Source organism: Rheinheimera maricola (assembly GCF_016918075.2).
Taxonomy (GTDB): Bacteria; Pseudomonadota; Gammaproteobacteria; order Enterobacterales; family Alteromonadaceae; genus Alishewanella; species Alishewanella maricola_A.
The window spans coordinates 221,990-235,979 of sequence record NZ_JAERPS020000007.1; the positions used below are offsets into that span (position 1 = coordinate 221,990).

Here is a 13,990-nt window from a genome sequence, read left to right on the forward strand (position 1 = left end):
AAACTGGGCCATATTCTAGCAAGTTCAGCAAGCAGGCGCATCGGTTAAATCTGCTTTAGCAGGTTGGAAGCTTTTGCTACACTGCGTGAGTTAACTTAACCGGGAGCATAGCGAATGTCGGATTTAGAATTTGATCTAGACCACCTGGATTTTGACCAGGCCGAGCAAAATGTTGAGCAACAGCAGCTGGCTCAATTAGAACGTGCCGCCGAACCACAATTTGGCGATGACGATGATGAATGCAGTGGTGGTGCCTGTAAAATTTAATCAGCGTCGCTGGCAGCATGTTGCTCAAACGGTTGCTGCCAAAGCTGGCTAAGCGAGATACATAACACACCAACCAGCATCAGAATGGCAAACGGCAGTGGTGTGGCATTGTAAAATAACGCCAGCAATGGCCCTGCCAGTGCACCTATACCAAACCTAAGCGTGCCGATAACGGCTGTGGCAGTGCCGCTATTGTCAGGAAATTTCATCAAGATCATCGCATCGGCGTTGGTAGCAATCAGGCTTAGGCTTGCCATTAAAGGCGCTATACTCAGCACAGTAAATACTAAACCTAACTGCCAGAAGTTAAACAATGTCAGTGCGCTGGCGCTGGCAAGCGCCACAGCCAAACCGGCTCTTAGCATGCGCTGCGGCCCAAGACGACTGACCATCCTGCTGTTAATAAAGTTAGCTAGCATTAGCATCACTACATTAAAACCAAACAACAGACTGAATTGTTGTTCATCCACGCCAAAGTATTTGATATAAACAAAGGGCACAGCAGTTAAAAAACAAAAAAATGAAAATGAGGCAAACATCGAAGTTGCTATGTCGGGCCGTGCCGACACCCGGCTAAACACCACTTTGTAGCCAGCAAAAAAAGCTAACCGCTGTTGGGTGCCGGCAGGGCGAATTTCTGGCAAGTAGCGCCAACACAGCAACAAGATCAGCAGGCCATAAGCCGCTAGCGTGACAAATATCATTTGCCAGTTGGCTAGCCATAACACACCACTGCCAATAGCGGGTGCCAGCAACGGTGCCAGCATCATGATCATCGATACGTACGACATGCCTTTAGCGGTGTGTTCCTGATAAATATGCCGTACTATACCGGGTACTACTACGGTGGCTGCGGCACCACATAGTGCTTGTAGCGCACGCCAAAATAAAAACCACTCAATACTACTTACCAGGCTTAGCGCTATACTGGCTAAAACAAAACCGGTTAAACCAAAGATTGCCAGTGGTCGCCTGCCGAAGCTGTCGGCTAGCGGGCCACAAATCAGCATGCTAATACCAAAAAAGGCCAGAAAAATACTCAATGACTGCTGCACCATGCCGATAGAGGTATCCAATTGTTGCGCCATTAATGGCATAGCGGGGAGATACATATCTATTGCCAATGGTGTTGTGGCAACAACAGCAGCCAGCAAAATAATAATCCAGCCAGCAGGTTTATGTGACATCAGGCCTTAACTCGTAATAGGGCAGCACTGCATAATACGCGGTTTTGGCTAAGGCGGCTAACCGTGGAATGTAAAAATAGGTAAACAGATATGTCAGCATGTGCTGCTGTGGATTGCAATTTGCCCCGCAAAGCTTTGTAATAGTGATTACCAACATAAACAGTTGTAACCCACCTATGCTATTACGTTCCTTTTGGATCTACTGCTGTTGGCTATTGAGCAGTTTCACGCTGCTGGCTGCAGAGCCAATTCGTGTGGGGTTACATTTGTCAGCGCCCTGGTCGTTTTATAATGCCAATAGTGAGTTGGATGGTATTGAATATCGGTTAGTGTCGCGCATTTTTCAGCTTGCCGCAGTTCCGGTAGTGTATGAGCTACATAGCTATAGTCGGTTACTGAAGCAGTTCAATGATAAAAAGCTCGACTGTGCTTCGCCGGTAGCTATGGCAATAGAAGGCGCTTTTTATACTGAAGCCTATTTACCATTTCAAGATGTGGTTGCAAGCAAGCACGACGCACCGTTTAATATTGCCCAACTTGCTGATTTAAAACATAAACGCATCGTGGCGTACCAACAAGCCAGCCAGGTTTTGGGGGCTGAGTTTCGTGAGGCTATTAGTACAGCCAACTACATTGAGCTGGCAGAGCGTGAAGTGCAATTGGAGTTATTATTCAGTGACCGCGTTGACCTGGTTGTGGGTGAACGGCGTGTGCTGCAATACTTGGCTGCAACGTTGGCACCTGCGTATAGCCTGCGCACCTATGCCTTATTTGCAGAGAAAAGTTACCCGGCAGCCTGCTGGCAGCCGGAGCTGGTGCAGTTGTTTAACCGTGAACTGCTAAAGATGCAGCAAAGTGGTGAGCTGGCAGCCATTTTACAGCGCTTTGATGAAATACCTCTGGCGATCGGTACAAAATAGCCTTACGCCGCACAATACGTTTATACTGATTAAAATAAGACTGTCGGGTAGGCATAATGAAAAAAACTAAAATAATTACAACGGATGAAATCCTGCTGACATTATGTCAGTCGGTAACGAAAGTGTTATCTGGTGCGGGCAACAGTAATGTGGCGTATTCGCCAATGGTGCAAAAGATTCAAAAAACCTGCCTGCGTCCTGATCTTGGTTGCTTTGTGCTGTTTGATGGTGGTTTTTCCGGGCTGGTAATCATTAACTTTACCGCTCAGGCGGCGATGGAGATTTATAAAAAGTATCTGATGAGCATGGGAATGCCTGAGTCAGAGCTGGCACAGTTTCACACGTCCGATGAAGTGGGCAATGTGATGGGTGAACTGATGAACCAAATTGTTGGCGACTTCACCAATACTGTGCGTTACGACCTGCAAACCTCAATCAATCAAAGCCAGCCGAAAATGATGGCAATTAATAAACAAGTACAAATTTTAATCAACACCCAGTTAGACCAGCCGCAGGCGCGTCGGGTTACGTTTAGCACACCAGAGCACAATATCTTTTATCTTGAGTTGGCAATGGATAAAACTGAATTTATTCAGTTGCATGACTTCGAAAAAGTAGAGCAAGAGCATCCAGACGATATTCTGGCCAATGCTCAGCAATATACCCCTGAAAATACGGTTAGTGCCGACATGGAAGTTGACGACGATTTTCTGAAGAACCTGGGATTATAATGGCGGTTGTTGCATCGGTAAGCGCAGGCTAAAGCAGGCGCCACCGAGGCCCGACTCGCTTACGCGGATACTGCCATGATGCCACTGCATCACGCGTTGCACTATAGCTAGGCCTAAACCGTATCCCCCCCCTTGCTTATTGCGACTGGCTTCCAACCGAAAAAATGGCTTGAGTATATCGTGGCGCACTGCTACCGGAATGCCTGGGCCATCGTCCTCAACGCTTATAATCCAGTGCTGTTGCTGCGACTGTAATGTCAGGCTGATTTGTTGCCTGGCGTATTTTTTGGCGTTAACCAGCAGGTTTTGCAGCGCCCGTTCGAGATAATGTGCATCAGCGAATAGCATTGCCTGTGTTGGCAAATGCAACGCAATTGTCGCGCCGGGCAAAGGTGCTAGCTTTTCCTGTACATTGTTTATCAGCTCATTTAAATCAATGTACTGTAGTTGTAACGGTAATTGGCCGGTTTCCAGCCTGGCGTAATCCAAAATCTCATCGACCAGTTGTTGCAGCTCGCGCACGTCAGCTGACATTAATTTACGCTCATCGTCCGTTAGTCCGCCGGCCATTTCCAGCGCAAAGTTTAGTCTGGCAATTGGCGTGCGCAGTTCGTGTGATACCGCATGTGTCATTTCACGTTGCAAGTTAAGTAGCGCGCGGATCTGCTCGCGCATCTGTTCAAAACTTGTGGCAATGGGCGCAATAAAGGAGCGGGCGGGTAAGACGATGTTGCTGTCACGATTTGCAGCAAACTGCACTAAACCACGCTGCAAGCTGCGAATATCACGGGCAACCGGCCATAGCCATAAAGCTAAGGCTACGGCCAGCAGTAAGAAAAATAACAGGGTAAACCAAATAGTATCGGCTTGTTGTTGTAGCTCCAACGGCCCGATACGCCACAATTGCTGTTGCTGCTGGTAATAAAAGTACACTGTATCGGCTTCAAAAAGATTAATTATTTGGCCACTGTCGAGTTGTTGCTGCTCAGACGGCAGCCAGCTAATGCTGTCAGCCGGTACAGCGATGTAGGGCAAGGTCAAGGTTTGCTGCCACTTGGCAGGCGGGTGTTGCAATTGTTGTTGTAATAAGTTTACGTAGCTGGATAACCAAGGCGGTGGCGTTTCGGGTTGCCATTGTTGCCATAGTTGTTCTACCGCCCAACCAATACCGAGCAGCACCAGAAAAATAAACAGATAAAAATGCCAGAATAAACGCTGCATGGAGTTTCGCCGGCTTACCAGGCGTCTGCAACAAACAAATAGCCTTTACCCCAAACCGTTTTAATCCGAAATGGTGTTTCAGCATTGTCGCCCAGTTTGCGACGTAAGTGAGAGATCCGTACATCTACGGTACGGTCCAGCCCATCATATTCCCGACCAATAATCTGTTGATGGATGGCTTCACGTTTTACGGTTTGGCCTGCATGGCGTGCCAACATCCAGAGTAAATCAAATTCGTAACTTGTCAGTTCAACGCGCTCGTTGTTGTACCAGGCTTCGCGTGCGCGTTGTTTTAGCATTAAGTCACCAAATTGCAGCTCTTGTTGTTCAGCGGGGGCCGGCGTTTTTGTGCGGCGCAGCAGGGCGTTAATCCTGGCGACCAGTACACGCGGCTCCACGGGTTTTATCACGTAATCGTCTGCCCCCAACTCCAGTCCCAGCACTTGGTCAATGTCACTTTGCTTTGCAGTAAGAATCAAAATAGGGCCTTTGTACCAAGGCCGTACCTGACGGCATACGCCAAAGCCGTCTAAGCCGGGTAACATTAAATCCAGCACTATAAGATCGGGTTGAAACTGGCGGCAGTGATCGGCAACCGCGTCGCCCTGGCTTTGTAGCTGCACGATAAAGCCATGTTGCGTCAGGTAACTTTGTACTAAGGACGCCAGACGTGAATCGTCTTCGACTAACAGGATACGGGCCATTAAAAAATACTCCATGGGCTGGCGATACGTCGTCGCATAGGTTTGCGGCTAAGTACTTTCAGTTCAGTTTGCAACAGTAAGGTGTCGTTAAACTGGCGTAAGCTTAAAGTGGAATTTTGCCAGTTAAGTTGCTGTTGCCATTGCCCAATAGTGGCATCCTGCCAGCATTGCAGCTGGTTTTGGGCAACATAAAGACACAGGCTTTGTGGTGTAGTGCTAACCCAGTGCACCGTTAGTATGGCACTGCAGTCCTGATCAGGCTGTTCAACCAGACAGATTTGCGGGCTAATATTCCAGCAAAGCGCAGCTTCACAGGGGGCAGGGGCGCCCTGTGCTGCAGTGATTCCGTTCATTGCCAGCATCAACCATAAACCGAACATTAATAAAACCGGTAACTCACGCCTAAAAACCAGGTTGTTACCTTATCAGACCGCACCAGCGGGCTTTGTGTCATAGCATCATCCAGATGTAGATAGCGGACAAAAGCCAATAATGAAACACGCTCAGAAAGGGGCTTTTGCCAATTTAACCGCAGCTCGGGCTGCCAGCTAGGTTTGCCATTATAGCGTGGCAGGAATAGCGCTTCATTATCATCAATGCCGTAGTAAGTATCAATAAGTTTGGCGCTTTTCCAATATAACCGCAGGCTTAACTGCCAACTGCTGCTAAATTTTTGCCAACCACGATTCAGGCTGATACTGGCATGCTGGCCGTTATAGCTATTACTGATGTCCTGCCACAGCGCAGCCTGAGCTTGCCAGGTGTCGCTAAACCAGTCTAGCTGTACACCAAGATCGAACGCGGTAGGCCTTTTATTAACTTGTTGCAATGTAATATCGGCCCTGCTGACGAATGCGGTTTCAAGTGCCGGCCCCACCGTCGCTGTGTTAAATTGCAATACATTGCCACTAAACCATTTTTTGAAATAGCCTTTTTCCTGATTCAGCTGGCCTAACACACTCAGTTGCACATTGTCTGATAACGCCATGCTGCTGCCGAGGATGCCGTTATCGAAAAACCAATGTTCGCTGTAATAATAGATCTCTGGCAGAACAACCAAGGAGAGTTCTTTGCCACCATGCAATGGATTACTACGCTGGCCATAACCCAGCGCCATGCTCAGATGCAGTTGTTGTTGAGCCACGCACTGCGGCCCTTCAGTGCAGGGTTCAGTATTGCTGGCGCTGCTTTGCCAGCTATGTAACATGAACAGTAAAAGCAGATATCGCAATCTTCACCTGTCGTCGATTATTTCTATACCATCGCTAGTCTAGCAACTAGTTTGCTGCGTTATAAGCAGGCATAACAATGTTTCACAATTCAGCCGTACTAAGCGGGCTTAGCAACAGTGAATTTTAGCCTGCAGATGAAAATTGAATCCCCTGGCAATACCCTCTATGATAAGGCCAGAATAATACTAATATATCCAGCGTAAGCGATTGCAGCTGGTATTAATATCCGCAGTAATTTCGCTGTAATAGCAGAGCATTTTGATGAAAGACAAAGCTACTTCCTTCGACATAGCTTATATGGCTGGTGTATCGCAGTCTACGGTTTCACGTGCACTGCGCAACAGCCCGCAAGTAAATAAAGAAACGCGAGATAAAGTGCAGGCGATTGCGCGGCAGTTAAATTACAAAGTAGACAAAAACGCCAGCAATTTGCGCCAACAGCGCAGCAGCACGCTGGCGCTGTTATTGTTTGAAGACCCCACTACGGATGAATCATTGATAAATCCGTTTTTCTTGTCGATGTTAGGCAGTATTACCCGCGCCTGCGCCAAACGCGGCCAGGATTTGCTGGTGTCGTTTCAGCAACTTAGCGATGACTGGCACGCCGACTATGAAGACAGTAATAAAGCCGATGGCATTATTCTGCTTGGTTACGGCGACTACAAAGATTACGAGGAAAAACTGGCTAAGTTATTAGCCCAGGAAACACATTTTGTCTGCTGGGGCGCTGAAGTACTAGGCCATCCGGAGTTTACCTTGCGTAGCAATAACCGCGAAGGTGGCCGGTTAGCTGGCGAGCACTTGCTGGCGACTGGGCATAAAAAATTCGCCTTTGTTGGCAATGCTTCCGAAGGTAGCCCGGAATTTAGTGAGCGTTATCTCGGCTTTATTGCCGCGTTAGAAACTGCCGGTATTAATGCCGAGCAAGTACCGCATTTTGATGCGATAACGACGGAGAGTGCTGGCGACGCGGCTACCGAGCAATTATTGGCCGCCGGACATCAGTTAGACGCCATCTTCTGCGCCAGTGATTTAATAGCCATTGGCGTGATGCGTTGCCTGAAGCGGCGTAATTTGCGCGTACCAGAAGATATTGCGGTAATGGGCTTTGATGATATTCCGGTGGCGTCTTTTGCTACGCCGGCACTGAGCACTATTCAGCAAGATACCACCCAGGCCGGTGAATTGCTGGTCAACAACCTGCTACAGCTAATCAACAATCAACCTATCACCATCAGCCAGATAGAACCCAAGCTGATTATCCGTCAGTCTTGTGGTGCGCGCGAATAAAGCTGCTCCAATGCTTCACGCAGGGTTGGGTAAAAGCTTAACACGCCAGGTAGGGGTTGTACGCCTGCGCGGGCTAGTGTTTTAAGCGGTTGAAACTGTAAGTCGGTAATGAGCAGCTCAGTGTTATTTTTGCTGCATTTACTGAGCAGTTTATTCAGCGCGGCCAGACCACCGGCGTCTAACAGCGGCACACCATCCATATACAACACTATGCCGCGGCTGTGTCCGGTGAGCTGAGCGATATCAGCAAAAATGCGCTCGGCGGCGGCAAAAAACAATGGGCCGCTAATTTTCAGTACTTGCCAGCCGTCGGGTATCGGTTGCTCTACCTGTTTGCGATTGCTGCTGATATCGGTAACTCTGCTCATTTCGGCAATTTCTTTTACAAAAAGCAAAGCGGCGAGCAGGATGCCGGTGGTAATGGCGATCACCATATCAAACAGCACGGTGAGGCTAAAACAGGTAATAAACACCCAAATATCGCTGCGTGGTGCGGTTTTCAGTAAACGCACTGCTTTGGGCGCTTCGCTCATATTCCACGCCACTATAATAAGTAACGCCGCCAGTGCAGCCATTGGCAGATAAGACAGCAGTTGCGCCAACAATACTAAGCCGAGCAACAGCACCAACGCATGCACCATCGCCGCAAAGGGTGATTGCGCCCCGGCTTTAAAGTTCGCCGATGAGCGCGCCAGAGCTGCTGTGGCAGTAATGCCGCCGAAAAATGGTGTAATAATATTGCCCAGGCCCTGACCGAATAGCTCACTATTCGCACTGTGGCGCCGGCCCGACATGCCATCCAGTACCACTGCACACAGCAAGGACTCAATTGCGCCCAGCATGGCCATAGCAAAGGCGGCAGCCAGCAGGTCTTTTGCCAGTTGCCAGCTAAAGGTAAGCATTTGGCCTTCCGGCCCGGGGCGTAACCAAGGCCAGTCAAAATAGGGTAAATAGGGTGGAATACCATTGCCGCTGCTGCCGTCTGGCGCGGTGTAACTAAAGCGCGAGCCGATAGTATCCAGCTCAAAGCCAAACTGCAGTAGTAACAAAGCCAGCACGGTGCCGGTAAACAGCGCTGGTAAATGCGCCGGTACTACCGTTTTTAGTTTTGGCCATAGCAGCATTACCGCCATTGTAACGCTGGCTACCAGCAGGCTAGGCGAAGACAATTGCGGTAAATTCTGCGCCAGGGCCAGCAGTTTATCGACATAATGCTCCGGCATATCTGCTATGGCTAAGCCAAAAAAGTCTTTAATTTGTAAGGTGGCAATAACCACGGCTATACCGCCGGTAAAGCCAAGGGTGACAGACTCAGGAATATATTCTATTAGCCGGCCGAGGCGCATAACGGCCATGACCAGCAGCAAAATGCCGGACAACACCGTGGCTATAAGCAGGCCGCTTAAACCGTATTTCAATGCCACTGGATACAGAATAACCACAAAGGCGGCAGTAGGGCCGCTGATGCTGTAACGCGCGCCGCCGGTAAGGGCAATGACAAAACCGGCAATAATGGCGGTATAGAGGCCGTATTGCGGTGCCACGCCCGAGGCTATTGCCAATGCCATCGCCAGTGGTATGGCAATAATGCCGACAGAAACACCGGCCAGCAGATCTTTACCTAATTTATTCAGATCATAGCCTTCGGCCAGCGCCTCGCGCAGCGCATGGCCGATACGCAGGGAAAACAGGTGAGGACGGTCAGACACCACAACTCCGCTACAGCAGAACAGGTGACATGAGTTTAGCAAATCGGCAGCACTGCCGGTATGCGCTATTAGTCTGACAAATAACTATTTTTCTGCCGCTGCAGTGTGGTGCTGCAGCGGCAATATAGCATTAAAGGTACTGTTTTAACCAGGCGGCGATTTCGGCATCGGCTTCTGCGCGGTTAGGGTATAAGTCATGGTCGGCACCCGGGTACACCACTAATTTATGTGGCTGGCCTTTTTCAACCAGAGCTTTGGCCAGATTTTGCGATTGCGCCACTTCAACCCTTACATCTTTATCACCATGTAACAGCAATATCGGTAACTTGGGTGGTAGCTTATCTAGCCAGTGCAGCACCGAGCGCGCCCTTAATTGCGCGGTTTTTTCGGTGGCGTAGTTAGGAATAAATCTGGTGTAAATGTTTTCCATCGCCTGGCGCACCTCCAGGCTGGCTTCTAAATCGGCTACGCCGGCTTCAACAATCAAAGCTTTAAGTTGCGGCATGTCACGCGCTGCCAGATAACTCATCATACCGCCGCGGCTGGCGCCTAACATGGCAACACGCGCACTGTCAGCGTCGGCCATGCCATTGATTATCGGCAGCAAATTTTTAATATCGTTGACGTCAGCGCCGCCAAACTGATCTAGCTCGATATGTTGCTTCACTGTGGTTGCAAAGCCTTTGGCACCGCGATACTGGCTGGCAATGACGATATTCCCTAATTCTGCAATAGGCATCAGACTGTGCTGCACGGCGCCATATACCAGGGTGCCACCTTTGGCATTGCCGCCGCGGTTATAAATCACTACCGGCAACTTGTTCCGCTCTGCAGCGTTGGTTTTAGGGCGTAGCATTACGCCTTCAACCAAAATGCCGTCTGACTCATAAACAAATACACGGCAATCAATGGTTTGCTGACGGCGTTCGACATCGGCGCGGGGCAGCATTTTTTCAAACTGCTCAGTGTTGAACTTTGGCTTTTTGCTTAACATCGCCAGCCAGCTGTCGTAGCTGGCAAAAGGGCCACCATAGCAACTAAAGTTACTTTTTAGATTTTCGGCTGATGAAAATGGCGCTAGCAACTCAGGACCAGCTTTGTTTGGTTTATCAGAGGCGGCGTGCAGTTGCGAGCCAGAAGCCAGTAGTAAGCAACTGAGTAAAATCAGAAAAGGTTTCATAGACATTCCTTGTTAAATTCACGGGTACAATAAGTTAACAAGGGGAGCTTGGCAAGCGGCAAGAAAAAACCGCCGCTAAACCAGCCGGCGGTTTCAGGGAGAGCTTTTAAATCTCAGAGGGCGCTGTGCAGTAGCAGTAAGCTGAATGGCGCAAGTGTATTGCCGTCCAGGTCAAAGGCCCAGCTGGCATGCAAGCCGGTTCGGTTAATACTGCTGATATCTTGCGCGTTGTTGGTTAGGTTCAGCAGAAACAAGCTCTTACTGTTATTTAGCCCGCGGGTAATTTGTACAATGCCGTTATCCCATTGCGTTACCTGATAGCTGCCCTCAGTACCCAGCTCGGGCCGTTGTTTTTTTAGTGCAATTAACAGCTTATACAATTGCCATATTGAATCGGGCTGCGCTTGCTGTGCGCTAACGCTGCGATCGCTGGCTTGTAGTTGCCCGGCAAGAAAATCCGGATACCAGTTGGGGAAGCCGTCGCCAAATAGCGCCAACTGTTCTACCCAGCTGTTATTTGCCTGGGTAAAACCAGCTTGCTGGTTGTTATCCCATAGCATAGGCGCGCGCTTGTATACGTCGTGACCAGTGCCGCCCTGCGTTAAGCCAATTTCTTCACCGTAGTAAATGTATGGCGTGCCCGGTGAGCTGAATAACATCGCAGCCGCCAGTTTGGCTTTGGCGTCATCTTGCTTAAGCTGATAGGCAATACGCTCCTGATCGTGGTTAGTTAAAAACGGCGAAAAAAAGCTAAGAGGTGCGACAGAATCAGCACGTTGCTGCACATTTTGCTGCAATACCGAGACATCAGCAGTTTTTTGTGTATTGGACTGCATAGTACCAAACTGAGCATCGCCACTGGCATCAGGCTTTAGCAGGCCCAGTATTTTATAGCCGACTTCAAAATCAAAGCCCTGGTCAAGCCCTGTGCCTTCGCCGTAATAACGGGCGGCAACCGGGATATCTACCCAGGCTTCACCCACTAAGTAGGCTTCTGGATTAATGCTTTTCACGTATTGGTTAAAATCCTGCCAGTAGGCAATGGTTTCAGCGGTATCAGCTTGCGCATCGGGGCCACCCTCCATGGCAAAGCGCACAGCGTCTAAACGAAAACCGGCTACGCCTTTATCCAGCCAGAATTTGGCCATTTTTTCCATTTCAGCCACTACATCGGGGTGGCGTAAATTTACATCTGGTTGGCTGGCGCCAAAGGCAGCATAGTAGTAGGCGTTACGGCTTTCGTTGTAATGCCATACCGCATCGGGTTTATCGTTGTCGCTCCAGGCGTGGCCCCAGCCGCTGCCCACTTCAGGTATAGTGTCTCGCCAGATAAAGTAATCTTTATACGGCGCTTCACCCGCGGCCGAGCGTTTAAACCAGTCATGCTCGCTGGAGATATGGTTAATCACCAAATCCAGAATCACCTTCATACCTTTGGCATCGGCAGCTTGGATAAAGGCTTCAAATTCGGCCATAGTGCCGTAATCACTTTCTACCTGATAAAACTCAGTAAAGTCGTAACCGTGATAAGACGGTGCTTCGAACATTGGCGTTAGCCACAGCGCGGTGACGCCTAAATCCTGCAAGTACGGTAGTTTGGCGGTCATGCCGTTAAAGTCGCCGTGGCCATCGCCGTCGGTGTCGTAAAAGCTGCGCGGCCAGATTTGGTAAAACACCGCGTCCTGCCACCAGGGGCTGGCTTGGGCAGAGCTGGCTTGTGCTGCTGGCTGTGGCGTTTCTGCGGCTGTCGTACTGGTTTGCGGTTGGCAGGCGGCCAGTAATAGTGACAGCGCCAGCGCGCTTAAGGTAAAAGCTTTCATGTCATCCCCGTGCGTTTTTTTTGGTGCACCATATCAAAGCGCAGATGCACTGCTATGCTGATTTAGCCTTGGTAATAACGCCAAAATAGTGCAACAACAAGATGAATACGTATGCACAATTTTGCGCAAAATGGCTGCTATCGTGTAGCTTAGTTCGATCTGTGCGCTTACACAGCATAATAAAACCATCCGGGGAGCGGATATGAAACAACCTAAGTTATCCTTTTGGCAGATTTGGAACCTTAGCTTCGGCTTTTTAGGGGTGCAAATTGGCTTTGCGCTGCAAAACGGTAACGTCAGCCGGATCCTGTCCGATCTGGGTGCCGATTTATCGTCATTGTCATTATTCTGGCTGGCAGCGCCGATTATGGGTCTGTTGGTGCAACCTATTGTCGGTGCCGCCTCTGACAGGACCTGGAATAAACTCGGCCGCCGCTTGCCGTTTATGCTGGGTGGTGCGGTGATTGCCGCCGCGGCAATGATGCTGCTACCTAACGCCTCAATGGTGGTGGCGTTTATTCCGCCGATGCTATTTGGCTTGCTGATTTTTGCCATTAAAGACGCTGCCTTTAACGTCACGTTTCAGCCGTTCCGCTCACTGGTGTCCGATATGGTGCCAGCCGAACAGCGCAACCTTGGCTATTCAGTACAAACGCTACTGATCAATATCGGTGCAGTGTTTGGCTCTATTTTGCCGTTTGTGCTAACTAACGTAGTAGGGCTGGATAACGCCTCTAAAGCCGGCGAAGTAGCACCTTCTGTAGTATGGGCTTTCTACATTGGCGCTACGGTATTGCTGGGTAGCGTGCTGTGGACAGTATTTCGCACCAAAGAATATGCGCCTGAACAATATTACGCATACAAAGGCCTGGATGCAGAATCACAGGCACTGGCCGAGCAGGTGCGTAAATCACGTAGCCTGGGCGAGAAGCTAAGCGATTTTTGGCAAACCATGCTTAGCATGCCGAAAATCATGAAGCAGTTGGCATTGGTGCAGTTTTTTAGCTGGTTTGCGCTGTTTATTATGTGGACCTACTTTCCGGCCGCTATTGCGCAGAATACCTGGGGTGTAGGTGTTGAATGGTACAACGGCAGCTACATTGCGCAAATGGGCGGAGTACCAGCGCATATTGCTGCAGCTAAAGGCGCGGCCGGTGACTGGGTCGGCATTTTATACGCTGGTTATTCATTGTTTGCGGTGCTGTTTTCGTTAGTGATGGCCAAATTAGCCAATCTGTTTGGCCGCAAGTTTGTTTATTCATTCTCGTTGTTAGCTGGTGGCTTGGGCTATTTAAGCTTTGTACTGTTTACCGACCCAACCATGACCCACGTAAACCTGCTGATCACCCAAGTAGAAATTCCCAAAGGCGCGCTGGGGTTAATGCTGCCGATGATCGGTGTCGGTATTGCCTGGGCCGCTATTTTGGCCATGCCGTATGCCATACTGGCCGGTGCCTTGCCACCGGAGAAAACCGGCGTGTATATGGGCATTTTTAACTTTACCATCGCCGCACCGCAAATCGTGTCGGGCTTAATTGCCGGCTGGATCTTAGGCTCGGTGTTTGAAAACCAGGCTGTGTACATTGTAATGTTAGCCGGTGGCGTCATGGTGCTGGGCGCATTGTCGGTATGGCTGGTAAAAGAGCAGGAAGTGACAGCAGCAGAATAAGCTTTTACAACTAAACAAAAGGCGCCGTTTGGCGCCTTTGTTGTTTCTGCGGCTGATTAC

General features: G+C 49.5%; 13 protein-coding genes. 5 read left to right on the top strand and 8 right to left on the bottom strand.

Annotated elements, in window-relative coordinates; translation table 11 throughout:
- Positions 1-114: 114 nt before the first annotated feature.
- Positions 115-267 (top strand): hypothetical protein, encoded by a 153-nt coding sequence (locus tag I4W93_RS18060; RefSeq protein WP_205312064.1) that lies wholly within the window; start codon positions 115-117, stop codon positions 265-267.
- Here I4W93_RS18060 and I4W93_RS18065 read toward each other — a convergent pair.
- Positions 264-1,454 (bottom strand): Bcr/CflA family multidrug efflux MFS transporter, encoded by a 1,191-nt coding sequence (locus I4W93_RS18065; protein WP_205312063.1) that lies wholly within the window; start codon positions 1,452-1,454, stop codon positions 264-266. The two genes, I4W93_RS18060 and I4W93_RS18065, sit on opposite strands and share 4 nt — an antisense overlap.
- Positions 1,455-1,669: 215 nt before the next feature.
- Here I4W93_RS18065 and I4W93_RS18070 point away from each other — a divergent pair, with 215 nt between their 5' ends.
- On the top strand, positions 1,670-2,374 hold the full coding sequence (locus I4W93_RS18070) for a substrate-binding periplasmic protein (protein WP_205312062.1): 705 nt from the start codon (positions 1,670-1,672) through the stop codon (positions 2,372-2,374).
- A gap of 56 nt (positions 2,375-2,430) precedes the next feature.
- Complete coding sequence (locus tag I4W93_RS18075; protein WP_205312061.1) at positions 2,431-3,105, top strand: DUF3334 family protein; 675 nt, start codon at positions 2,431-2,433, stop codon at positions 3,103-3,105.
- Here the strand turns inward: I4W93_RS18075 and I4W93_RS18080 are convergent.
- Genes I4W93_RS18080 through I4W93_RS18095 form a run of 4 tightly spaced genes read right to left on the bottom strand, consistent with a single transcriptional unit; the run spans position 3,100 to position 6,261 of the window.
- Positions 3,100-4,326: an ATP-binding protein gene (locus tag I4W93_RS18080; RefSeq protein ID WP_205312060.1), complete on the bottom strand. Its 1,227-nt coding sequence runs from the start codon at positions 4,324-4,326 to the stop codon at positions 3,100-3,102. The genes I4W93_RS18075 and I4W93_RS18080 overlap by 6 nt on opposite strands.
- Before the next feature lie 14 nt (positions 4,327-4,340).
- Positions 4,341-5,030: a winged helix-turn-helix domain-containing protein gene (locus I4W93_RS18085; protein ID WP_280848287.1), complete on the bottom strand. Its 690-nt coding sequence runs from the start codon at positions 5,028-5,030 to the stop codon at positions 4,341-4,343.
- Complete coding sequence (locus I4W93_RS18090; protein WP_205312058.1) at positions 5,030-5,383, bottom strand: DUF3019 domain-containing protein; 354 nt, start codon at positions 5,381-5,383, stop codon at positions 5,030-5,032. The genes I4W93_RS18085 and I4W93_RS18090 overlap by 1 nt, the downstream gene beginning before the upstream one ends.
- A 26-nt stretch (positions 5,384-5,409) precedes the next feature.
- Positions 5,410-6,261, bottom strand: coding sequence for a MipA/OmpV family protein (locus I4W93_RS18095; protein WP_224673544.1), 852 nt, complete (start codon positions 6,259-6,261; stop codon positions 5,410-5,412).
- A 262-nt stretch (positions 6,262-6,523) separates the two neighbouring features.
- On the opposite strand from I4W93_RS18095, the gene I4W93_RS18100 reads away from it, so the two are divergent.
- Entirely contained in the window at positions 6,524-7,552 is a 1,029-nt protein-coding gene (locus tag I4W93_RS18100) for a LacI family DNA-binding transcriptional regulator (RefSeq protein WP_205312057.1), read from the top strand.
- Here the strand turns inward: I4W93_RS18100 and dauA are convergent.
- From dauA to I4W93_RS18115, 3 genes are all read right to left on the bottom strand, one after another.
- On the bottom strand, positions 7,528-9,261 hold the full coding sequence (gene dauA, locus I4W93_RS18105; protein WP_205312056.1) for a C4-dicarboxylic acid transporter DauA: 1,734 nt from the start codon (positions 9,259-9,261) through the stop codon (positions 7,528-7,530). The two genes, I4W93_RS18100 and dauA, sit on opposite strands and share 25 nt — an antisense overlap.
- A 130-nt stretch (positions 9,262-9,391) precedes the next feature.
- Entirely contained in the window at positions 9,392-10,441 is a 1,050-nt protein-coding gene (locus I4W93_RS18110) for an alpha/beta hydrolase family protein (RefSeq protein WP_205312055.1), read from the bottom strand.
- A 113-nt stretch (positions 10,442-10,554) separates the two neighbouring features.
- A complete protein-coding gene (locus I4W93_RS18115; protein ID WP_205312054.1) occupies positions 10,555-12,261 on the bottom strand; it encodes an alpha-amylase family glycosyl hydrolase in 1,707 nt (568 codons plus the stop codon).
- 202 nt (positions 12,262-12,463) lie between these two features.
- Here I4W93_RS18115 and I4W93_RS18120 point away from each other — a divergent pair, with 202 nt between their 5' ends.
- A complete protein-coding gene (locus I4W93_RS18120; protein ID WP_205312053.1) occupies positions 12,464-13,930 on the top strand; it encodes an MFS transporter in 1,467 nt (488 codons plus the stop codon).
- Positions 13,931-13,990: the final 60 nt, after the last annotated feature.

Excerpts from the sequence above, each read along its gene's own strand:
- I4W93_RS18100 (WP_205312057.1), top strand. The coding sequence starts at position 6,524 with ATGAAAGACAAAGCTACTTCCTTCGACATAGCTTATATGGCTGGTGTA.
- I4W93_RS18120 (WP_205312053.1), top strand. The coding sequence starts at position 12,464 with ATGAAACAACCTAAGTTATCCTTTTGGCAGATTTGGAACCTTAGCTTC.
- I4W93_RS18080 (WP_205312060.1), bottom strand. The coding sequence starts at position 4,326 with ATGCAGCGTTTATTCTGGCATTTTTATCTGTTTATTTTTCTGGTGCTG.
- I4W93_RS18060 (WP_205312064.1), top strand. The coding sequence starts at position 115 with ATGTCGGATTTAGAATTTGATCTAGACCACCTGGATTTTGACCAGGCC.
- I4W93_RS18115 (WP_205312054.1), bottom strand. The coding sequence starts at position 12,261 with ATGAAAGCTTTTACCTTAAGCGCGCTGGCGCTGTCACTATTACTGGCC.
- I4W93_RS18075 (WP_205312061.1), top strand. The coding sequence starts at position 2,431 with ATGAAAAAAACTAAAATAATTACAACGGATGAAATCCTGCTGACATTA.
- I4W93_RS18090 (WP_205312058.1), bottom strand. The coding sequence starts at position 5,383 with ATGAACGGAATCACTGCAGCACAGGGCGCCCCTGCCCCCTGTGAAGCT.
- I4W93_RS18110 (WP_205312055.1), bottom strand. The coding sequence starts at position 10,441 with ATGAAACCTTTTCTGATTTTACTCAGTTGCTTACTACTGGCTTCTGGC.
- I4W93_RS18085 (WP_280848287.1), bottom strand. The coding sequence starts at position 5,030 with ATGGCCCGTATCCTGTTAGTCGAAGACGATTCACGTCTGGCGTCCTTA.
- I4W93_RS18065 (WP_205312063.1), bottom strand. The coding sequence starts at position 1,454 with ATGTCACATAAACCTGCTGGCTGGATTATTATTTTGCTGGCTGCTGTT.